This window comes from Citrobacter freundii complex sp. CFNIH9, from assembly GCF_002903305.1.
GTDB classification, from domain to species: Bacteria; Pseudomonadota; Gammaproteobacteria; order Enterobacterales; family Enterobacteriaceae; genus Citrobacter; species Citrobacter portucalensis.
This window is the reverse complement of sequence record NZ_CP026238.1, coordinates 3,189,789-3,209,896: the sequence shown is the minus strand read 5'-3', so window position 1 is coordinate 3,209,896 and position 20,108 is coordinate 3,189,789. Positions and strand designations below refer to the sequence as shown.

Genomic DNA, 20,108 nt, shown 5'->3' with positions numbered 1-20,108 from the left:
TGGGCCTTAACATCCTCCCGGTAACAGGACTCAACCTTGACATTAACTAGATGTCAGAGTTAAAAAACTAATTCTTGTGATGGTCAATGGACTTTCACCGTGGTTTAACTCAAAAAAGTTTCTATCAAATGAAAATAACTATTTCCGGTACCGGTTATGTCGGCTTATCCAACGGTATTCTGATTGCCCAGCACCATGAAGTGGTTGCTCTGGATATCGTCCCGACTAAGGTTGAGATGCTGAATCAGAAAAAATCGCCGATCGTTGATAAGGAGATCGAAGAATATCTGGCGACAAAACAGCTGAATTTCCGTGCAACGACCGATAAGTATGATGCTTACCGCGACGCGGACTACGTTATCATCGCGACACCGACTGATTACGATCCGAAGACCAACTACTTCAACACCTCCAGCGTCGAGTCAGTGATCCTCGATGTGGTCGAAATCAACCCAAATGCGGTGATGGTAATTAAATCAACGATTCCGGTTGGCTTTACGAACTCCATTAAAGGACAGTTGGGCATCGACAATATATTCTTTTCTCCAGAATTCCTGCGTGAAGGTAGTGCACTGTACGACAACCTGCATCCGTCTCGTATCGTTATTGGCGAACGTTCCAAACGTGCCGAGCGTTTTGCCGCGTTGCTGCAGGAAGGTGCGGTTAAAAAAGACATTCCGACGCTGTTTACCGACTCTACTGAAGCCGAAGCCATCAAGTTGTTTGCTAACACCTATCTGGCGTTACGTGTGGCTTACTTTAACGAGCTGGATAGCTATGCAGAAAGTCTTGGCTTGAACTCACGGCAGATTATTGAAGGTGTATGCCTGGATCCGCGTATCGGTAATCACTACAACAACCCGTCATTCGGCTATGGTGGCTACTGTCTGCCGAAAGATACTAAGCAGTTGCTGGCGAACTACGCGTCTGTACCGAATAACATTATTGGCGCGATCGTTGATGCGAACCGTACGCGTAAAGACTTCATCGCAGATTCTATTCTTGCGCGTAAGCCTAAGGTAGTTGGCGTGTACCGTTTGATCATGAAAAGTGGTTCCGATAATTTCCGGGCATCATCGATTCAGGGCATCATGAAGCGCATTAAGGCAAAGGGTGTGCCCGTTATTATCTATGAACCGGTCATGGAAGAGGATGAATTTTTCCATTCCCGAGTTGTGCGTGATCTTAATGCGTTCAAAAATGAAGCGGATATTATTATTTCTAACCGTATGACGTCAGAATTAGCTGATGTTGCCGATAAAGTTTATACCCGCGATCTGTTTGGTAGTGATTAATCTCGTCTCCATAAAAAAGGCCTTATATAAGGCCTTTTTTATTTTAATCAGGCCAGTAATCAAACTTTGTAGAAATCACGGTACCAGTCAACAAAGTTCTTCACCCCATCATTTACCGTGGTTTCAGGTTTAAAACCAATTACCTCATACAGCGCTTGAGTGTCTGCGCTGGTTTCCAGTACATCACCTGGCTGTAGCGGTAGCATATTTTTCTTCGCTTCAATAGCCAGAGCATCTTCAAGAGCCTGGATATAGTCCATTAGCTCAACCGGTGAACTATTGCCGATATTGTAGACGCGATAGGGCGCAATGCTGGCTGCTGGCGTACCTGTTTCAACGGTCCACAGGCTGTCTGCGTGTGGAATGACATCCTGCAGGCGAATGATTGCTTCTGCGATATCATCAATATAGGTAAAGTCACGCTTCATTTTGCCATAGTTATAGACGTCAATACTCTTTCCTTCTAGCATCGCTTTGGTGAACTTGAACAGCGCCATATCAGGACGACCCCAAGGACCGTACACGGTAAAGAAACGCAACCCGGTTGTGGGCAATCCGTACAAATGAGAATAAGTATGGGCCATCAGTTCGTTGGCTTTTTTGGTTGCCGCATACAGAGATACGGGGTGATCAACGGAATCATCCGTTGAGAAAGGCATTTTGCGATTCAGGCCGTAAACTGAACTGGATGAGGCATAGAGTAAATGCTGAATTTTATTATGGCGACACCCTTCCAGTATGTTCAGAAAGCCTGTTAGATTTGAGTCTGCATAGGCATGCGGGTTTTCGAGTGAATAACGTACACCAGCCTGTGCGGCGAGATGAATCACACGTTCAAAATGCCCGGATGCGAAAAGTTCAGTCATGCCTTCGCTGTCGGCTAAATCAATTTTATGAAACTGGAAACCAGGCTGTGCCAGTAATTCCAGACGAGCTTGTTTAAGGCTGACGTCGTAGTAATCGTTCAGGTTATCAATACCGACTACTTGATGGCCAGCCTCAAGGAGGCGTTTGCTAACGTGGAAGCCGATGAAACCAGCGGCACCCGTAACCAGGTATTTCATGTTTATTCCTCTTTTTGGCTAAATAATAGCCAGGCACCAACAGGTGCTACTAAAAAGTGGAATGATACCTTTAGATGGTAAAAAAGCTAATTGTTATATTATTTATGCCTACCATTTTTACTGGTCAGACGGTAAGTATTCACGATATGAATTCAATAAAATGAATTGTAAAGTATAACGATTAGCGGGCATGAAACCTGTGTGTTGATGGTTTTTTGCGCATAAAGATGTTCTTTGAGTATTGACACTTTTGTTTAATCGTATCGTTTTTCAGTAGTGATTGAAATACCAATCAAAATCCCTGAAACAATTTGATTTTTTTATCATTAATCCTATGGCATTGCCTCAATTTATAGCTAAACTAATCCCAGTTTAAGTCTTTCCTTATCTAGGGTTTCTATGTCTGTAAGTGATAACAACATGTCCGGGCGCAGTCACGATCCGGAACAGATTGATCTGATTGATTTACTGGTACAGTTATGGCGTGGGAAAGTAACAATCGTTATCGCGATTGTTATTGCCATAGTGCTTGCTGTGGGCTATCTGGCAGTTGCTAAGGAGAAATGGACCTCAACAGCCATTATTACTCAACCGGATGTTGGTCAGATCGCCACATATAACAACGCTCTCAATGTGTTGTATGGTGCCAGTGCGCCTAAGACCACTGAACTTCAGGCAAATGTGATCGGGCGATTCAGCACCTCTTTATCTGCATTGGCTGAAATGCTTGATAATCAGGAAAAACCAGAAAAACTGACGATTGATCAGTCTGTTAAAGGTCAACCACTGCCGTTGGCGATTTCTTATGTGAGTGGCTCACCAGAAGACGCTCAGCGTCAACTGGCTGAATACATTCAACAAACAGATGAAAAGGTTGCTAAAGAGCTGGAGCTTGACCTGGTTGATAATATCAAGTTGCAAACAACCACGTTGCAAGACTCTCTGAAAACTCAGGAAGTGGTCGCGCAGGAGCAAAAAGATCTGCGAATTAAGCAAATTCAGGAAGCGCTGCGTTATGCAGAGCAGGCCGGGGTGACTAAGCCGCAAATTCAGCAGACGCAGGATGTGACGCAGGACAGTATGTTCCTGTTGGGTAGTGATGCCCTGAAATCCATGATTGAGCACGAATCTACACGTCCTTTGATATTGTCTGATAACTACTTCCAGACCAAGCAAAAGCTTTTGGATATTGAAAGTCTTAAGCTTGAAGGGGCTGAGTTACACGCCTACCGCTATGTGATGAAACCAACGTTACCGATTCGTCGTGACAGCCCGAAAAAAGCGATTACCCTCGTGCTGGCGGTTCTGCTCGGTGGGATGATTGGTGCCGGTGTGGTGCTGGGGCGAAATGCTCTGCGTGGTTACAAAGCCAAAGCTGAGTAAGTCTAAAGCTGATAACAAAAAACCGGGCTCTGCCCGGTTTTTTACGTCTGCAACTTACTGATGACGTTTGCGTAAATTCTCAATCACCGTCGTCAGGTCGAGGTTCTGGTCCTGCAGCAGCACCAGCAGGTGATACATCAGATCAGAGGCTTCATTTGTCAGCTCAAAACGGTCGTTCACCGTCGCAGCCAGCGCAGTTTCTACGCCTTCTTCACCCACTTTCTGTGCGATGCGTTTGGTGCCGCTGGCATACAGTTTCGCGGTGTAGGAGCTAGCTGGGTCAGCGGTTTTACGTTCGGCCAGCAGTTGCTCAAGCTGATACAGGAACAGCCACTGGTGGCTTGCGTCACCAAAGCAGCTTGAGGTGCCTTTATGGCAGGTTGGGCCAATCGGATTAACCAGAACGAGCAGAGTGTCGTTGTCGCAGTCAGGCGCAATGCTCACCACATTAAGGAAGTGACCGGAGGTTTCTCCTTTGGTCCACAGGCGCTGTTTGGTCCGCGAGAAAAAGGTTACTTTGCCGCTTTCGAGCGTTTTATCCAGCGCCTCCGGGTTCATATACCCCAGCATCAGTACTTCACCGGAAACCGCATGCTGCACGATGACTGGCATCAGTCCGTCGGTTTTTTCCCAGTCCAGCTCGCGGCATTGTTGCTTCGTTAACATATCCTGATCTCCACGCCCTGTGTTGCCAGGTACGCTTTTAATTCGCCAATATTGATAATTTGCTTGTGGAAGACGGAGGCGGCAAGCGCGCCGTCAACGTCGGCATCCCGGAAGGCTTCCAGGAAGTGTTCCATGGTGCCCGCACCGCCGGAGGCAATCAGCGGAACGTGGCAAACATCACGCACTTTTTTCAGTTGCTCCAGGTCATAACCGTTACGTACGCCGTCCTGGTTCATCATGTTCAGGACGATTTCGCCCGCGCCGCGTTTTTGGACCTCCTGCACCCAGTCCAGTGTTTCCCACTGAGTGACGCGGGTACGGCTTTCATCTCCGGTATACTGATTTACATGATATTGGCCGGTTTCGGCGTCATACCAGGTATCAATGCCCACCACGATGCACTGCACGCCAAAGCGATCAGCCAGACGGGTGATAAGTTCCGGTTCGGCCAGCGCCGGGGAGTTGATGGAGATTTTGTCCGCCCCGAAGGAGAGAATGCGCGCCGCATCGTCGATGGATTTAATGCCACCGGCAACACAGAACGGAATATCGATCACTTCCGCCACGCGTGATACCCAGCTTTTATCCACTACGCGTCCATCGCTGGAAGCGGTGATATCGTAGAACACCAGTTCATCTGCGCCTTCATCGGCATAGCGTTTTGCCAGCGGGACAATGTCGCCAATAATCTCGTGGTTGCGGAACTGGACGCCTTTTACCACCTGCCCATCACGGACGTCCAGACAAGGAATTATGCGTTTTGCCAGCATTGAATGGCCTCCTCAACGGTGAACTTACCTTCCAGCAGGGCTCGTCCGACGATCACGCCACGAACACCAGTCCCGCGCAGGGCCGCTACGTCCTCGATTCCGCCAATGCCGCCAGATGACTGAAATGCCACCTGCGGGTATTTGGCGCACACTTCTTCATACAGCGCGACGTTTGAGCCTGCCAGCGTACCGTCGCGGGAGATATCGGTGCACAGCACGTGCTTCAGGCCGACGGGTAAATAGGTCTCAACCAGTTCTTCCAGTGAAACCCCTGAATCTTCCTGCCAGCCACTGACCGCAACCTGTTTATTCCCGTGCTCGTCAATACGAACGTCCAGCGCCAGTACCAGCGCATCGGCACCAAAACGGGAAAACCAGCTTTTGACTATCTCGGGGGATTTTACCGCCGTCGAACCCACCACCACGCGCGCCACACCTGCGTCAAGAAGCGCCGCCACGTCTGCTTCCGTACGCACGCCGCCGCCAACCTGTACCGGAACATTGACGCCAGCGACCAGCGTTTTGATCAGCGGGATCTGGCGCTGTGCCGGGTCTTTCGCGCCGGTTAAATCTACCAGGTGCAGCACTTCAGCCCCCTGGGCTGCATAATCCTGCAAACGGGGGAGAGGATCGTTACCGTAATCACGTTGCTTAGCGTAATCGCCCTGATGAAGACGCACCACCGTGCCGTCGATTAAATCTAATGCCGGAATAATCATTACATCTCCAGAAAGTTTTTCAGCAACTGTGCCCCAGCCGCGCCCGAACGTTCCGGGTGAAACTGTACGCCAAAGAAATTGTCCTTTTGTACTGCCGCGGTAAACGGTTCGCCGTAATTGCACTGGGCGATGGTCCACGGGTTTACCGGCATAGCGTAGCTGTGTACAAAGTAGAAATACGCACCATCTTCAATGCCCTGGAACAGTCGATTTCCCGCCTGCGGATAGACGCGATTCCAGCCCATATGCGGCAGCGGCAGACCGAAATCGGTCATCTTCGGGACGTCCTGCTCAATAATGCCCAGCAGGGAGACACCGTTACTCTCTTCGCTGCGGCGGCCCAGCAGTTGCATACCTAAACAGATCCCCAGTACCGGTTGCGTGCAGGCTTTAATCAGTTCAATCAGTTCGCGCTCGTGCAACTGGTCCATAGCCGCCTGCGCGGTGCCGACGCCCGGCAGAAACAGTTTATCGGCGCGCAGCACCACGTCCGGGTCACGGCTGACAACCGGGTCGTATCCGTGGCGTGCGACGGCTGATTTTACCGAGTGCAGGTTGGCGCAACCGGTGTCCAGAATCACCACGTTCATCACAGCACTCCTTTTGAGGAGGGCAGCGTGTCGCCTTCTACACGAATCGCCTGACGCAGCGTACGGCCAAAGGCTTTAAACAGGCTTTCCACACGGTGGTGGTCATTTTTGCCTTTGGTTTTCAGGTGCAGGGTGACGCCCATAGTGTAAGAGAGTGAACGGAAGAAGTGTTCGATCATCTCCGTGCTCAGATCGCCAACGCGCTGGTAGGTAAACTCCGCGCGGTACTCCAGGTGTGGGCGGCCGGAGATATCCAGCGCGCAACGTGCCAGGCACTCATCCATCGGCAGTACAAAACCAAAACGATTGATGCCGCGCTTATCGCCTAACGCCAGCTTTAAGGCTTCGCCCAGCGCCAGACCGGTATCTTCAACGGTGTGGTGATCGTCTATATACAGATCGCCCTTGACGGCAATCTCCATGCGAAAACCGCCGTGGGTGGCGATTTGATCCAGCATGTGGTCAAAGAAGCCAACGCCGGTATTAATTTTGCTGCGGCCTTCGCGGTCCAGCCAGACTTTGACGTCAATCTGCGTTTCTTTAGTATTACGCTCAACGTGTGCGTAGCGGTCACGTTTGGTCAACTGCTCGCCGATCATCGCCCAGTTCAGGGTATCGCGATGGTAACGCAATCCGCTAATCCCCATGTTTTCAGCGAGCTGAATATCGGTCGCCCGGTCGCCAATGACGTAGCTGTTTGCCACATCCATGGCCTGTTCAACCAGATACTGTTCAACCAGCTTCACTTTTGGCTTACGGCAATCACACTCGTCCGCTGGCAGGTGCGGGCAGATCAATACCTCATCAAATGTCACGCCCTGAGAGGTGAAAATTTGCATCATCAGGTTATGCGGACCGTCAAAATCAGCCTGTGGGAAACTCTGGGTTCCGAGCCCATCCTGGTTAGTGATCATAACCAGCTTAAAACCTGCTTTTTGCAGTTTCAGCAGAACGGGAACAACTTCCGGCTCGAAGGCGAGTTTGTCAAAGCGATCGACCTGAAAGTCACTTGGCGGTTCGGAAATCAGGGTTCCATCACGGTCAATAAAAAGATACTTCTGGCTCATACTTGCTCCGCACGTAAGGCGTCAATGACGCGCTGGCTCTCTTCACGGGTTCCGACAGTAATTCGCAGGCAGCCGCTTAACGAAGGTTGTTTATTCTGATCTCGTAAGATAATGCCCTGATCCCACAAAGATTTAAATACGCTACTTGATGCGGTGAAGCGCGCCAGAACATAGTTGGTTTCAGAATCGAATACCTGCTCTACACAGCGAATTGTTTTCAGGTTATCTACCAGATACTGACGCTCTTCCAGGATCTGCTCTACGCGTTTACGCATGGCGGAAATCCCTTGCGGCGTCAGCGCCTGGGCGGCGATATCTGCCACCGGCGTAGAGAGCGGGTAAGGGGCAATCACTTTTAACAGCAGATTGATAACCTCTTCATTCGCCAGCGTAAACCCGCAGCGTAAACCGGCGAGCGCAAACGCTTTGGACAACGTGCGTAATATCACCAGATGCGGATACTCAGACAGCCAGCCTGCCAGCGTGGCCTGCGGGCAAAACTCGATATAGGCCTCATCAGCGACCACAATAGCTTTACCCTGCGTCATTTCGAGCAGTGAACGCAGATCCTGCGGGTTTATCAGCTGGCCGGTTGGGTTATTAGGGCTGCAAACGTAGACCACTTTCACGCCATCAAGCTTGTCCGCGATGCCTTGCAAATCAAGTTGCCAGCTATCAAGGGTTGGAACGGGGCGGCATTCGACGCCAATCGTTTCGGCGCTGACGCTGTACATGCCATAAGTCGGCGGGCAGTAGAGAATGGCATCTTTACCGGGTTCGCAAAACGCGCGCACCAGCAGTTCGATCCCTTCATCTGCGCCGCGGCTGACCAGCACCTGCTCCGGTTTGACGCCAGCATACTGCGCGTAATTCTCAATCACCGCTTTCGGCTGGCATTCCGGGTAGCGGTTCAGCGTTTGCTGAGTGAGCTGGAACTCAACGGCGGTTGGGTACTCATTCGCGTTGAGCCAGACATCGCCGTTACCACCGAGACGACGGGCAGACTGATAGGGCGTTAATTCGCGAACATTCTTACGGGCTAAATCAGTGACGCTGAGAAAGTTGTCAGTGCTCATGCTTGCTCCTTCAGGGCGTTAACGCGCAGGGTGACGGCATTTTTGTGGGCAGTCAGTCGTTCAGCAGCGGCCAGTGTTTCAATGGTTGAGGCCAGGGCAGAGAAACCTTGTGGGGTTAATTCCTGTACGGTCATCCGTTTCTGGAAATCAGCCAGCCCAAGGCTTGAGCAGGTCGCGGTATAGCCGTAGGTCGGAAGAACGTGGTTGGTGCCAGAAGCATAGTCGCCTGCGGATTCCGGCGACCAGTCGCCGAGGAACACCGAACCGGCGCTGGTGATCTCATCAACCAGTTCACGCGCGTTGCGGGTCTGAATAATCAGGTGTTCCGGACCGTAGGCGTTAGATATTTCAACGCACTGCGCCAGATCTTTCGCCACGATTAAGCGGCTGGCGGAGAGCGCCTGACGTGCGGTCTCAGCGCGGGAAAGCTCAGCGAGCTGGCGTTCAACGGCTTTGGCAACGCCTTCGGCAAGCGTAGCGTCTGGCGTCAGGAGAATAACCTGCGAGTCGGGGCCGTGTTCTGCCTGAGATAGCAGGTCAGAGGCAACAAAGTCCGGCGTCGCGCCGCTGTCGGCGATAACCAGCACTTCGGACGGGCCAGCAGGCATGTCGATGGCCGCGCCGTCAAGACGCTGGCTGACCTGGCGTTTGGCTTCGGTCACATATGCATTGCCCGGCCCGAAGATTTTATCGACCTTAGGAATAGATTCGGTGCCCAGCGCCAGCGCGGCAATAGCCTGCGCACCGCCCACATTAAACACCTCTTTTACGCCACACAGCTGCGCGGCGTAGAGGATTTCATCGGCAATCGGCGGCGGTGAGCACAGTACCACTTTTTTACAACCGGCGATGCGCGCCGGGGTCGCCAGCATTAATACGGTGGAAAACAGCGGCGCCGAACCTCCAGGAATATACAGGCCCACGGAAGCGATAGGGCGGGTAACCTGCTGGCAACGCACGCCTGGCTGGGTCTCGATATCCACCGGTGGCAGGATCTGCGCGGTGTGGAAAGTATTAATATTACGCACCGCCGCCTGCATGGCTTGTTTCAGTTCGTCGCTCAGGCGACTGCTGGCTTGCTGGATTTCTTCCTCGGTCACGCGCAGCGCGCCAACCTCGGTTTTATCGAACTTTGCGCTGTATTCACGCAGCGCCCGGTCGCCGTTATTTTTGACGTTCTCAAGGATCTCGTCCACCGTACGGCTGATGCTTTCAGAGGCGGAAATCGCCGGGCGCATCAGCAGTTCGCGCTGCTGCTCAGGGCTATAGCTATTCCAGTCAATCAGGGTATTGAAGCTCATGGTCGTTACTCCATTATCGGGTGTTGCCGGATGGCGGCGCTGCCTTATCCGGCCTACAAAACCCGTAATATCAATGATTGTGACAATTCTTGTAGGCCTGATAAGCGAAGCGCCATCAGGCATCAGATCACTCCATCATCTTCTCAATCGGCAACACCAGAATTGAGCTGGCACCGAGCGCTTTCAGTTTTTCCATTGTTTCCCAGAACAGGGTTTCGCTGCTGACCATGTGCATGGCAACACGCTGCTGGTCGCCCGCCAGAGGCAGAATGGTAGGGCGCTCAGCGCCGGGCAGCAGGGCGATGACCTCGTCCAGACGCTCGCTCGGCGCGTGCATCATGATGTATTTGGATTCACGGGCCTGAATAACCCCCTGGATACGGGTTAGCAGTTTGTCGATCAGTTGTTGCTTGGCTTCGGCCATTTCGCCGTCGCGCTGAATCAGACAGGCTTTAGAGCGGTAGATCACTTCTACTTCGCGCAGACCGTTGGCTTCAAGCGTTGCGCCGGTGGACACCAGATCGCAAATCGCATCAGCCAGACCCGCACGGGGAGCGACTTCTACTGAGCCGTTTAACAGACAAGATTTAAACGAAACTCCTTTCTGATCGAGATAACGTTTGAGCAGGTGTGGGTAAGAGGTCGCGATACGTTTACCGTTCAGCGCTGCCGGGCCATCCCAGGCTTCATCAACCGGGGTAGCCAGCGAGAGACGGCAGCCGCCGAAGTCCAGACGGCGCAGAGTAAAATAGCGAGGGTCTTCACCCTGTGCCCGGCGGTTGAGCAGTTCCTCTTCCAGAACATTTTCCCCGATGATGCCGAGGTCAACGACACCGTCCATCACCAGACCCGGGATATCGTCATCACGCACGCGCAGAATATCGATCGGCATGTTCTCCGCCATCGCAATCAGGCGCTGGGTGTGAAGATTAATTTTAATGCCGCAACGGGCCAGTAATTCGCGTGAATCATCGCTTAAGCGGCCTGATTTCTGCATAGCTATGCGTAAACGGGTGTTGTCTAACATTCTTTATTCCTCGTTATCCTGTCTGAATCAGTTTGGGTCACGCACAAAAAAAAGCCCCCGGAAGAAATCTTCCGGGGGCTTTCTCATACGCTCATGCACCGCTGGAAGATTTAAACGTCTCCCAGCACACATCGCCTGAAAGACTAGTCAGGATGATGGTGATGATGGTGTTTGAATTGAGCGCGTGTCATAAATTTTCTCGATGAATGTTTATTCATTTGATGTCTTTTAACCTAAACCACTTTAGCTACGGAAAGCAAGGGCTTTTTTTGATCATTAATTCATTTCATATTGATACTATGAATTGTCAGCCACCGTGGGCTGGCGTAGCCTTGCGTTATAGGCCAAAAGTCAGGAGAGAAGGCATGAAAAAGGTCGCAATTGTCGGGTTAGGTTGGTTAGGCATGCCGTTAGCCATGTCGCTGGCGGCGAGAGGCTGGCAGGTTACCGGCAGCAAAACCACATTGGATGGGGTGGAAGCGGCCCGCATGAGCGGTATCGAGAGTTATTCGCTGCGCCTGGAACCTGAACTGGTCTGTGAGGCTGACGATCTCGATGCACTGATGGACGCCGATGCGCTGGTTATTACGCTGCCTGCGCGTCGTAGCGGTCCTGGGGAAGCATTTTACCTGCAGGCCATGCAGGAACTGGTCGACAGCGCGCTGGCGTATCGGATCCCACGAATTATTTTTACCAGTTCGACGTCAGTCTATGGTGACGTTCAAGGCACAGTGAAAGAGGGGACGCCGCGTAATCCGGTCACGGCGAGCGGTCGTGTCCTGAAAGAACTTGAAGACTGGTTGCACAATTTGCCAGGCACGTCGGTGGATATTTTGCGTCTGGCCGGGTTGGTCGGTCCGGGAAGACATCCTGGTCGCTTCTTTGCCGGCAAGACGGCACCAGACGGACATCATGGCGTCAATCTGGTGCATCTGGACGATGTGGTTTCTGCCATCACGTTACTGCTGCAAGCGCCTAAAGGGGGACACATCTATAATATATGTGCGCCTATGCATCCGGCGCGTAACGTGTTCTATCCGCAGATGGCCCGCCAGTTGGGGATGGGGCCGCCGGAATTTCGCGGCGGTACGGATAACGGTAAAGGTAAAGTCATTGATGGCAACCGTATTTGTAATGAGCTTGGGTTTGAGTACCAGTATCCTGACCCGCTGGTGATGCCGATGGAGTGACAATCCAGCAGAGTGCCGCTGTATACCGCCAGGGGGCGAGTATGAAACCACTGCTGGACGTTCTTATCATCCTCGATGCATTAGAAAAAGAGGGCAGTTTCGCGGCGGCGTCGGCAAAATTGTTTAAGACGCCGTCTGCGCTTAGCTACACCGTCCATAAGCTGGAAAGCGATCTTAATATTCAGCTACTCGATCGCAGCGGACACCGGGCTAAGTTCACCCGCACCGGGCAGATGCTGCTGGAAAAGGGGCGGGAGGTGCTGCACACCGTCCGCGAACTTGAAAAGCAGGCGATTAAACTTCACGAAGGCTGGGAGAATGAACTGGTTATTGGCGTAGATGATACGTTTCCCTTTTCACTGCTGGCCCCACTCATCGAATCTTTCTATCAACACCACAGCGTGACGCGCCTGAAGTTTATCAATGGCGTGCTGGGCGGCTCCTGGGATGCCCTCACTCAGGGCCGGGCGGATATTATCGTTGGCGCCATGCATGAACCCCCTGCAGCGAGTGAATTTGGCTTTGCACGGCTCGGGGTTTTGGAACAGGTGTTTGTGGTTGCGCCGCATCACCCGCTGGCGCAGGAACAGGAACCGTTAAATCGTCGTACCATTCGCCGTTTTCGCGCCATTGTGGTGGGGGACAATGCGCAGCATGCCAACGTCTCAGGCTCCCAGGTGCTTGACGATCAAGAAGCCATTACCGTTTTTGACTTCAAAACCAAGCTGGAACTGCAAATCAGCGGTCTGGGATGTGGCTATATTCCGCGCTACCTGGCGCAGCGATTTCTGGAGAGCGGCGCACTGATTGAGAAAAAAGTGGTCGCGCAAATTGTCTTTGAACCCGTGTGGATAGGCTGGAATGAACAGACCGCCGGGTTGGCCAGTGCCTGGTGGCGGGATGAGATTTTAGCAAATAGTGCTATTGCGGGGGTGTATGTGAAAACGGCTGCTGACAAATCAATCAGTTAAGAAAAAATATTCTTTTGTGGCTACTTCAATCTCTTGTTATTTCTCCCCAATTTAGGGCAAAATACGCCGCTTGCAAAAAATGACATTAACCGACGTTTTAATACGCGTCGGTTATTTTTTTGCATCAAACCAATCATTCATAAAAGAGGCCGGGCTTCGTACCGGATAGATACTTACTTAAAAATCGACAGTTGTTGTCGCTGAGGATTAACAAAAAATGGGGCAATTTTTTGCTTACGCGACGGTTTTCGCCGTAATGGGGGATAACCATGTCGCATAACGCTACTCCAAACACCTCTCGCGTGGAATTACGTAAAACGCTTACGCTGGTTCCGGTTGTCATGATGGGCCTTGCCTATATGCAGCCGATGACGCTGTTCGATACATTCGGTATCGTATCAGGAATGACCGATGGTCACGTCCCGACAGCTTACGCCTTTGCACTGATCGCCATCCTCTTTACCGCACTGAGCTACGGTAAACTGGTGCGTCGCTATCCGTCTGCAGGCTCTGCCTACACTTACGCCCAGAAATCCATTAGCCCGACCGTTGGCTTTATGGTGGGTTGGTCATCACTGCTGGACTACCTGTTCGCTCCGATGATCAACATTCTGTTGGCAAAAATTTATTTTGAAGCCCTGGTGCCGTCGATACCGTCATGGATATTCGTGGTGGCGCTGGTGGCCTTTATGACCGCCTTCAACCTGCGCAGCCTTAAATCCGTTGCGAATTTCAACACCGTAATCGTGTTGTTGCAGGTGGTGCTGATTGCAGTGATCCTCGGCATGGTCGTTTATGGCGTGTTCGAAGGGGAAGGTGCCGGTACGCTGGCGAGCAGCCGTCCGTTCTGGTCAGGTGATGCACACGTGATCCCGATGATCACGGGCGCGACCATCCTGTGCTTCTCGTTCACCGGTTTTGACGGTATCAGCAACCTGTCAGAAGAAACCAAAGACGCTGAGCGTGTGATCCCGCGTGCGATTTTCCTGACCGCGCTGATTGGTGGCCTGATCTTTATCGTCTCCACCTATCTGTTGCAGCTGTACTTCCCGGATATCTCGCGCTTCAAAGATCCAGACGCTTCACAGCCGGAAATCATGCTGTACGTCGCCGGTAAGTTCTTCCAGGTTGGCGCGCTGATTTTCTCTACCATTACCGTACTGGCGTCCGGTATGGCGGCGCATGCTGGCGTAGCGCGTCTGATGTACGTGATGGGGCGTGACGGCGTGTTCCCGAAAAGTTTCTTCGGTTATGTACACCCGAAATGGCGTACTCCGTCTATGAACATCATTCTGGTTGGTGCGATTGCTCTGCTGGCAATCAACTTCGACCTGGTGATGGCGACGGCGCTGATTAACTTTGGTGCGCTGGTGGCGTTTACCTTCGTTAACCTGTCGGTGATCTCCCAGTTCTGGATCCGTGAGAAGCGTAACAAGACGCTGAAAGACCACTTCCAGTATCTGTTCCTGCCGATGTGCGGTGCGCTGACCGTTGGTGCGCTGTGGGTGAATCTGGAAGAGAGCTCAATGGTTCTGGGTCTGATCTGGGCCGGTATCGGTCTGATTTACCTGGCTTGTGTGACCAAAAGCTTCCGCAACCCGGTACCGCAGTACGACGAAGATGTCGCGTAATAACAGCATTTAACTAAAAAAAAACGGAGACATGTTCTCCGTTTTTTTATACGTGGGATTTATACAATCTCTTCGGCATACTGCCAGAGTGATTTCAGCAGCATCAACTTTTCTTTGTTATCCGCATATTGCTGGCTCAATAACTGCAGTTCATTGGCGTAATTTTGCAAAAACTCCGGTGTGAATACCTGGCGGCGATGGTCCAGCCAGCGTTGCTGTTCTGCTTCGTCCAGCGTTCCCGGGAAGTTACGTGCACGGTAATTAAACAACAGTTTTTCAATGCGCTTATCGACAAAGGAGATATCCAGAGCCGGTAAATTGCGTGGTTCGGTTTCCAGAACGATTTTCATCGCCGCACGGTCAGCATCGCTGAAAAAGCCGTTATAAAGTTGGGCATCCACGTTATCTGATGGTGTAAAGGGTTCCGCATCTGCAAAGATCGCGACCACTTTGTCGCGTATTTGCGGATTTTCGCGCAGAACTTTGAGATTATCCAGACAGTGCTGGCGGTTAATGCCAAGACGGTCGGCATCTTCCGGACGCAGGGTATTAGCCTGTGCCAGTACCGGGCATTTGTTGATGTGCACCAGTTTAACCGGTACGGCCGGGTTATCACCCAGATCCGCTTTAGACGTGTAGAGCCGCTCGCGCAGGGCATCACTGTCGAGTTCGAGCAGCGGCGAAATATCACCGGCTAAGTCGACCATAATAACCGCGTTACGATTCTCCGGATGCCACGCCAACGGCGCTACCCAACTGGTGTTGCCGCGCCATGCGCCGAACATACCAGAGACATGGACCAGCGGCTTCATTTGCGGGACATCAATCAGCGCGGCCAGCTTGTGCTTATTACGATGGCTATAGAGATAATCAAACAGACGCGGCTGGCGCGACTTCACTAATTGCGCCATTGCGATTGTGGCGTATACGTCCGCCATAGCATCGTGAGCATTGGTATGCTCAATACCATTGGCTTTGGTCAAATGTTCCAGGCGGAAGCTGGGTAAGCCGTCGTCGTTTTCCGGCCAGTTAATGCCTTCAGGACGCAGGGCATAGCAGGCGCGCATCACATCCAGCAGATCCCAGCGCGAATTATCGTTCTGCCAGCTCCAGGCATAGGGATCGTAGAAATTGCGATACAGGATGTTGCGCGTCACCTCATCATCGAAGCGCACGTTGTTATAGCCCAGGATACAGGTTTTCGGCACGGTGAACAGGGCGTGGATGCGTGCAGCAAATGCGGCTTCATTCTCTCCCTTTTCTCGTGCTTCCTGCGGTGTGATACCCGTAATCAACACCGCCTCAGGCTGCGGCAGATAATCGTCCGCGGGTTTGCAATAAAAGACTTCTGGTTCACCGATGATGTTGAAATCATTATCTGTGCGGATAGCCGCAAATTGCGCGGGTCTGTCCAGCGCCGGATGGGTACCAAAGGTCTCGTAATCGTGGAAGAGAAAACCAGGTTGCTGCTTGCCGTCATTCATTGTTCAGTTATGTCCGGGATCAATTTAGCGCTGGTTCAAGAATACCAAAAAATAGCGAGATAATCAGCTATGGCATTATCTAAGCTGGATTGTGTACGCAATAAAATTGAGATAAACAGGACATTAATGGAATTAATTAATAAATTCCGCACTGTTAAAATAAATTACGGAAATAAAACATCTTGAAGTTGCGGGGTTGTAAATAATCTAACTGATAACCATTATTGTTATTTTCCTCTTCTTAGTTGTGTTCTGGAAACTTTAAAAATCTTTTATAAACAATGGGTTTTTATTTATGTCAATTCGCTGTCATGCATTGTAATGAAATGTGATTGATGTAAAAAATAAATAATCCAAACGCCATATAATTATTGGATATATCTAATAACAGGAGGTTATATGAGCATTAGTCGGCGTAATTTTTTGCGAGGAGTGGGTATAGGCTGTTCAGCCTGTGCGATAGGCAGTTTCCCGCCTGGGGCACTGGCGCGAAATTCTCCAGAGAGCATCAAAGGGAAAACATCCCTGACGCCAAGTTTGTGCGAGATGTGTTCTTTTCGCTGCCCAATTCAGGCTCAGGTGATTAATAATAAAACGGTTTTTATTCAAGGAAACCCTAATGCGCCACAGCAGGGGACACGTGTCTGCGCTCGCGGCGGCAGCGGCGTTAGCCTGGTCAACGACCCTCATCGCATTGTTAAACCCATGAAACGCACAGGACCTCGCGGGAGCGGTGACTGGCAGGTTATTAGGGAAGGTGCGAATAAGCAGGTCATTTCTTCCCAAGCTGACTCGCTGATTAAAATTTCGCGGATCTGGGCCGATTTTTTTCCCGCAAACACATCGAATCAGCCTATTTAGGCTATTTTTTCCACCATTTCTGGCGTTATTTCCGGTTTTTACTGAGATCTCTCCCACTGACGTATCATTTGGTCCACCCGAAACAGGTTGGCCAGGGTGAATAACATCGCCAGTTGGTTATCGTTTTTCAGCAGCCCCTTGTATCTGGCTTTCACGAAGCCGAACTGCCGCTTGATGATGCGAAACGGGTGCTCCACCCTGGCACGGATGCTGGCTTTCATGTATTCGATGTTGATGGCCGTTTTGTTCTTGCGCGGATGCTGCTTCAAGGTTTTTACCCTGCCGGGACGCTCGGCGATCAGCCAGTCCACATCCACCTCGGCCAGCTCCTCGCGCTGTGGCGCTCCTTGGTAGCCGGCATCGGCTGAGACAAATTGCTCCTCTCCATGCAGCAGATTACCCAGCTGATTGAGGTCATGCTCGTTGGCCGCGGTGGTGACTAGGCTGTGGGTCAGGCCACTCTTGGCATCGACACCAATGTGGGCCTTCATGCCAAAGTGCCACTGATTGCCTTTCTTGGTCTGATGCATCTCCGGATCGCGTTGCTGCTCTTTGTTCTTGGTCGAGCTGGGTGCCTCAATGATGGTGGCATCCACCAAAGTGCCTTGGGTCATCATGACGCCTGCTTCGGCCAGCCAGCGATTGATGGTCTTGAACAATTGACGGGCCAGTTGATGCTGCTCGAGCAGGTGGCGGAAATTCATGATGGTGGTGCGATCCGGCAGGGCGCTATCCAGGGATAACCGGGCAAACAGGCGCATGGAGGCGATTTCGTACAGGGCATCTTCCATGGCACCGTCGCTCAGGTTGTACCAATGCTGCATGCAGTGAATACGCAGCATGGTCTCCAGCGGATAGGGCCGTCGGCCATTGCCCGCCTTGGGATAAAACGGCTCGATGACAGCGGTCATATTCTGCCATGGCAGAATCTGCTCCATGCGGGAGAGGAAAATCTCTTTTCGGGTCTGACGGCGCTTAGTGCTGAATTCACTATCGGCGAAGGTGAGTTGATGGCTCATGATGTCCCTCTGGGATGCGCTCCGGATGAATATGATGATCTCATATCAGGAACTTGTTCGCACCTTCCTTAGCTGGGAACAGGCGTATAAAGAAATCGCCGAAAAAATGACGGCAATAAAAACGCAATATGGTCCCCAGGGAGTCGTCTTCTCGTCTAAATCTGGCTCGCTGTCTGGCCATTTATTTCACCTCGCGACGGCTTTCGGGTCACCGAATACCTTTACTCACGCATCAACGTGTCCTGCCGGTAAAGCCATTGCCGCTAAAGTTATGATGGGTGGCGATTTAGCCATGGATATCGCCAATACCCGTTATATGGTCTCTTTTGGCCATAACCTCTATGAAGGGATCGAGGTTGCTGATACGCATGAGCTGATGACCGCGCAGGAGAAGGGGGCGAAGATGGTCAGCTTCGATCCCCGTCTGTCCGTATTCTCCAGCAAGGCGGATGAATGGCATGCGCTCAAGCCGGGCGGCGATTTACCGGTGCTGATGGCTATGTGTCACGTCATGATCAATGAAAATCTGTATGACGCGGACTTTGTGGCGCGCTACACCACGGGGTTTGAGCAACTGGCAGAAGCGGTACAAGAGACCACGCCGGAATGGGCGCAGCAGCTCGCGGATGTGCCTGCTGATGTCATTGTTCGGGTCACCCGCGAAATGGCCGCCTGCGCGCCTCATGCCATCGTCAGTCCGGGCCATCGCGCGACGTTTTCGCAAGAAGAAATTGATATGCGGCGCATGATTTTTACCCTCAATGTGCTGCTTGGCAATATTGAGCGTGAAGGCGGTTTGTATCAGAAAAAAGCGGCGGCAACTTACAATAAGCTGGCTGGAGAGAAGGTCGCTCCGGTGCTGGCAAAACCCGATGTCAAATTACCCAAGCCAACGGCGCAGCGTATCGATCTGGTAGCCCCGCAGTTTAAGTACATCGCGGCGGGCGGTGGTGTGGTGCAAAGCATCATTGATGCTGTGTTAAACCAGACGCCTTATCCGGTGAAGGGATGGGTTATGTCCCGACACAACCCTTTCCAAACCGTAACCTGTCGACCTGATCTGGTCAAAACCGTTGAACAGCTCGACCTTGTGGTCAGTTGTGATGTCTATTTAAGCGAAAGCGCGGCGTATGCCGACTACCTTTTGCCTGAATGTACTTACCTTGAGCGCGATGAAGAAGTTTCAGACATGTCGGGTCTGAATCCCGCCTATGCCCTGCGTCAGCAGGTAGTCGAACCTATTGGGGATGCGCGTCCGAGCTGGCAAATCTGGAAAGAGCTGGCCGTGCAGTTAGGCCTTGGCCAATTCTATCCATGGCAGGATATGCAAACGCGTCAGTTATACCAGCTTAATGGCGATCATGCGCTATCTGCTGAATTGCGTCAGAAAGGGTATCGGGAGTGGGGTGTTCCGTTGCTGCTGCGTGAACCTGAAGCGGTGCGTCAGTTTGTGGAACGCTATCCGGGCGCGGTGGCGGTTGACAGCGACGGTACCTATGGCGAGCAACTGCGCTTTAAATCTCCGTCAGGAAAAATCGAACTCTATTCCGAAGAGCTGGAAACGCTCCTGCCTGGATACGGTATTCCGCGCGCGCGCAATTTTGCGCTTAAAGGCGACAGCGAACTCTATTTTATCCAGGGAAAAGTGGCGGTTCATACCAACGGTGCGACGCAATACGTGCCACTGCTTAGCGAGTTGATGTGGGATAACGCGGTGTGGATCCACCCGCAAACGGCCCGTGAAAAAGGCATCAAAAGCGGTGATGACATCTGGCTGGAAAATGCGACCGGCAAGGAAAAAGGCAAAGCGCTGGTCACCGCCGGAATTCGGCCCGATACGCTGTTTGTTTATATGGGATTTGGCGCCAAGGCGGGAGCCAAAACCGCAGCGACAACGCACGGTATCCATTGCGGTAATTTGCTTCCGCATGTTACCAGTCCGGTTTCCGGTACGGTGGTCCACACCGCTGGCGTTACGCTTCGTCGGGCATGAG

Annotated in this window: 17 protein-coding genes, 3 pseudogenes and 1 other annotated feature; of the genes and pseudogenes, 8 read left to right on the top strand and 12 right to left on the bottom strand. The window is 51.8% G+C overall.

Annotated features, from left to right (window positions below):
* The first annotated feature begins 128 nt into the window (after nt 1-128).
* Nucleotides 129-1,295, top strand: a complete 1,167-nt coding sequence (gene ugd / locus C2U43_RS16580; protein ID WP_103286003.1) for a UDP-glucose 6-dehydrogenase — start codon at nt 129-131, stop codon at nt 1,293-1,295.
* A gap of 59 nt (nt 1,296-1,354) precedes the next feature.
* Here ugd and C2U43_RS16575 read toward each other — a convergent pair whose 3' ends face one another.
* Nucleotides 1,355-2,359: an NAD-dependent epimerase gene (locus C2U43_RS16575; RefSeq protein WP_103285508.1), complete on the bottom strand. Its 1,005-nt coding sequence runs from the start codon at nt 2,357-2,359 to the stop codon at nt 1,355-1,357.
* Nucleotides 2,360-2,758: 399 nt separating this feature from the next.
* On the opposite strand from C2U43_RS16575, the gene wzzB reads away from it, so the two are divergent.
* Entirely contained in the window at nt 2,759-3,742 is a 984-nt protein-coding gene (wzzB, locus tag C2U43_RS16565; protein WP_103285507.1) for an LPS O-antigen chain length determinant protein WzzB, read from the top strand.
* 54 nt (nt 3,743-3,796) lie between these two features.
* On the opposite strand, the gene hisIE is transcribed toward wzzB, so the two are convergent.
* The 9 genes from hisIE to hisL all read right to left on the bottom strand — a co-directional run bounded on the left by hisIE (nt 3,797) and on the right by hisL (nt 11,149).
* Nucleotides 3,797-4,408: a bifunctional phosphoribosyl-AMP cyclohydrolase/phosphoribosyl-ATP diphosphatase HisIE gene (hisIE, locus tag C2U43_RS16560; RefSeq protein ID WP_103285506.1), complete on the bottom strand. Its 612-nt coding sequence runs from the start codon at nt 4,406-4,408 to the stop codon at nt 3,797-3,799.
* Nucleotides 4,402-5,178, bottom strand: a complete 777-nt coding sequence (hisF, locus tag C2U43_RS16555; RefSeq protein ID WP_103285505.1) for an imidazole glycerol phosphate synthase subunit HisF — start codon at nt 5,176-5,178, stop codon at nt 4,402-4,404. Before hisF ends, hisIE begins: the two co-directional genes overlap by 7 nt.
* Nucleotides 5,160-5,897 (bottom strand): 1-(5-phosphoribosyl)-5-[(5-phosphoribosylamino)methylideneamino]imidazole-4-carboxamide isomerase, encoded by a 738-nt coding sequence (gene hisA / locus C2U43_RS16550; RefSeq protein ID WP_103285504.1) that lies wholly within the window; start codon nt 5,895-5,897, stop codon nt 5,160-5,162. Before hisA ends, hisF begins: the two co-directional genes overlap by 19 nt.
* A complete protein-coding gene (hisH, locus tag C2U43_RS16545; protein ID WP_001103544.1) occupies nt 5,897-6,487 on the bottom strand; it encodes an imidazole glycerol phosphate synthase subunit HisH in 591 nt (196 codons plus the stop codon). The genes hisA and hisH overlap by 1 nt, the downstream gene beginning before the upstream one ends.
* Nucleotides 6,487-7,554 carry a bifunctional histidinol-phosphatase/imidazoleglycerol-phosphate dehydratase HisB gene (gene hisB / locus C2U43_RS16540; protein ID WP_100272178.1) on the bottom strand — a complete coding sequence of 356 codons (1,068 nt, stop codon included), beginning with the start codon at nt 7,552-7,554 and terminating at the stop codon, nt 6,487-6,489. The genes hisH and hisB overlap by 1 nt, the downstream gene beginning before the upstream one ends.
* Nucleotides 7,551-8,630, bottom strand: a complete 1,080-nt coding sequence (gene hisC, locus C2U43_RS16535) for a histidinol-phosphate transaminase (RefSeq protein ID WP_103285503.1) — start codon at nt 8,628-8,630, stop codon at nt 7,551-7,553. Before hisC ends, hisB begins: the two co-directional genes overlap by 4 nt.
* Entirely contained in the window at nt 8,627-9,931 is a 1,305-nt protein-coding gene (gene hisD / locus C2U43_RS16530) for a histidinol dehydrogenase (protein ID WP_103285502.1), read from the bottom strand. Before hisD ends, hisC begins: the two co-directional genes overlap by 4 nt.
* A 127-nt stretch (nt 9,932-10,058) precedes the next feature.
* Nucleotides 10,059-10,958, bottom strand: coding sequence for an ATP phosphoribosyltransferase (gene hisG, locus C2U43_RS16525; RefSeq protein ID WP_003834191.1), 900 nt, complete (start codon nt 10,956-10,958; stop codon nt 10,059-10,061).
* Nucleotides 10,959-11,003: 45 nt separating this feature from the next.
* Nucleotides 11,004-11,126 (bottom strand) — a sequence feature (His leader region).
* The gene (gene hisL / locus C2U43_RS16520; RefSeq protein ID WP_100250077.1) at nt 11,102-11,149 is read right to left on the bottom strand and encodes a his operon leader peptide; all 48 of its coding nucleotides are present in this window, start codon (nt 11,147-11,149) and stop codon (nt 11,102-11,104) included. (Overlaps the previous feature by 25 nt.)
* A 174-nt stretch (nt 11,150-11,323) precedes the next feature.
* Here hisL and C2U43_RS16515 point away from each other — a divergent pair, with 174 nt between their 5' ends.
* From C2U43_RS16515 to plaP, 4 genes and pseudogenes are all read left to right on the top strand, one after another.
* Nucleotides 11,324-12,148, top strand: a complete 825-nt coding sequence (locus C2U43_RS16515; protein WP_103285501.1) for an SDR family oxidoreductase — start codon at nt 11,324-11,326, stop codon at nt 12,146-12,148.
* A gap of 41 nt (nt 12,149-12,189) precedes the next feature.
* Nucleotides 12,190-13,174: pseudogene (locus tag C2U43_RS16510) on the top strand (LysR family transcriptional regulator).
* A 162-nt stretch (nt 13,175-13,336) separates the two neighbouring features.
* Nucleotides 13,337-13,399 carry a membrane protein YoeI gene (yoeI, locus tag C2U43_RS30225; RefSeq protein ID WP_099045591.1) on the top strand — a complete coding sequence of 21 codons (63 nt, stop codon included), beginning with the start codon at nt 13,337-13,339 and terminating at the stop codon, nt 13,397-13,399.
* A complete protein-coding gene (gene plaP / locus C2U43_RS16500; RefSeq protein ID WP_003834188.1) occupies nt 13,389-14,750 on the top strand; it encodes a putrescine/proton symporter PlaP in 1,362 nt (453 codons plus the stop codon). The genes yoeI and plaP overlap by 11 nt, the downstream gene beginning before the upstream one ends.
* Nucleotides 14,751-14,809: 59 nt before the next feature.
* Here the strand turns inward: plaP and sbcB are convergent, their stop codons facing one another.
* Nucleotides 14,810-16,234: an exodeoxyribonuclease I gene (gene sbcB, locus C2U43_RS16495; protein WP_048215987.1), complete on the bottom strand. Its 1,425-nt coding sequence runs from the start codon at nt 16,232-16,234 to the stop codon at nt 14,810-14,812.
* 399 nt (nt 16,235-16,633) lie between these two features.
* Between sbcB and C2U43_RS16490 the strand changes: the two are divergent.
* A pseudogene (locus C2U43_RS16490) lies at nt 16,634-17,032 on the top strand (twin-arginine translocation signal domain-containing protein); the annotation flags it as partial.
* Nucleotides 17,033-17,133: 101 nt separating this feature from the next.
* Here C2U43_RS16490 and C2U43_RS16485 read toward each other — a convergent pair.
* Nucleotides 17,134-18,114 carry an IS5-like element ISKpn26 family transposase gene (locus tag C2U43_RS16485; protein WP_000019450.1) on the bottom strand — a complete coding sequence of 327 codons (981 nt, stop codon included), beginning with the start codon at nt 18,112-18,114 and terminating at the stop codon, nt 17,134-17,136.
* Nucleotides 18,115-18,181: 67 nt separating this feature from the next.
* On the opposite strand from C2U43_RS16485, the pseudogene phsA reads away from it, so the two are divergent.
* Nucleotides 18,182-20,107, top strand: a pseudogene (gene phsA, locus C2U43_RS16480) (thiosulfate reductase PhsA); the annotation flags it as partial.
* Nucleotide 20,108: the final 1 nt, after the last annotated feature.

Coding starts and splice junctions, on each gene's coding strand:
- hisB (WP_100272178.1), bottom strand. CDS start 7,554: ATGAGCCAGAAGTATCTTTTTATTGACCGTGATGGAACCCTGATTTCC.
- ugd (WP_103286003.1), top strand. CDS start 129: ATGAAAATAACTATTTCCGGTACCGGTTATGTCGGCTTATCCAACGGT.
- hisF (WP_103285505.1), bottom strand. CDS start 5,178: ATGCTGGCAAAACGCATAATTCCTTGTCTGGACGTCCGTGATGGGCAG.
- hisC (WP_103285503.1), bottom strand. CDS start 8,630: ATGAGCACTGACAACTTTCTCAGCGTCACTGATTTAGCCCGTAAGAAT.
- wzzB (WP_103285507.1), top strand. CDS start 2,759: ATGTCTGTAAGTGATAACAACATGTCCGGGCGCAGTCACGATCCGGAA.
- hisH (WP_001103544.1), bottom strand. CDS start 6,487: ATGAACGTGGTGATTCTGGACACCGGTTGCGCCAACCTGCACTCGGTA.
- hisG (WP_003834191.1), bottom strand. CDS start 10,958: ATGTTAGACAACACCCGTTTACGCATAGCTATGCAGAAATCAGGCCGC.
- sbcB (WP_048215987.1), bottom strand. CDS start 16,234: ATGAATGACGGCAAGCAGCAACCTGGTTTTCTCTTCCACGATTACGAG.
- hisIE (WP_103285506.1), bottom strand. CDS start 4,408: ATGTTAACGAAGCAACAATGCCGCGAGCTGGACTGGGAAAAAACCGAC.
- C2U43_RS16515 (WP_103285501.1), top strand. CDS start 11,324: ATGAAAAAGGTCGCAATTGTCGGGTTAGGTTGGTTAGGCATGCCGTTA.
- C2U43_RS16575 (WP_103285508.1), bottom strand. CDS start 2,359: ATGAAATACCTGGTTACGGGTGCCGCTGGTTTCATCGGCTTCCACGTT.
- hisA (WP_103285504.1), bottom strand. CDS start 5,897: ATGATTATTCCGGCATTAGATTTAATCGACGGCACGGTGGTGCGTCTT.
- hisD (WP_103285502.1), bottom strand. CDS start 9,931: ATGAGCTTCAATACCCTGATTGACTGGAATAGCTATAGCCCTGAGCAG.
- plaP (WP_003834188.1), top strand. CDS start 13,389: ATGTCGCATAACGCTACTCCAAACACCTCTCGCGTGGAATTACGTAAA.
- C2U43_RS16485 (WP_000019450.1), bottom strand. CDS start 18,114: ATGAGCCATCAACTCACCTTCGCCGATAGTGAATTCAGCACTAAGCGC.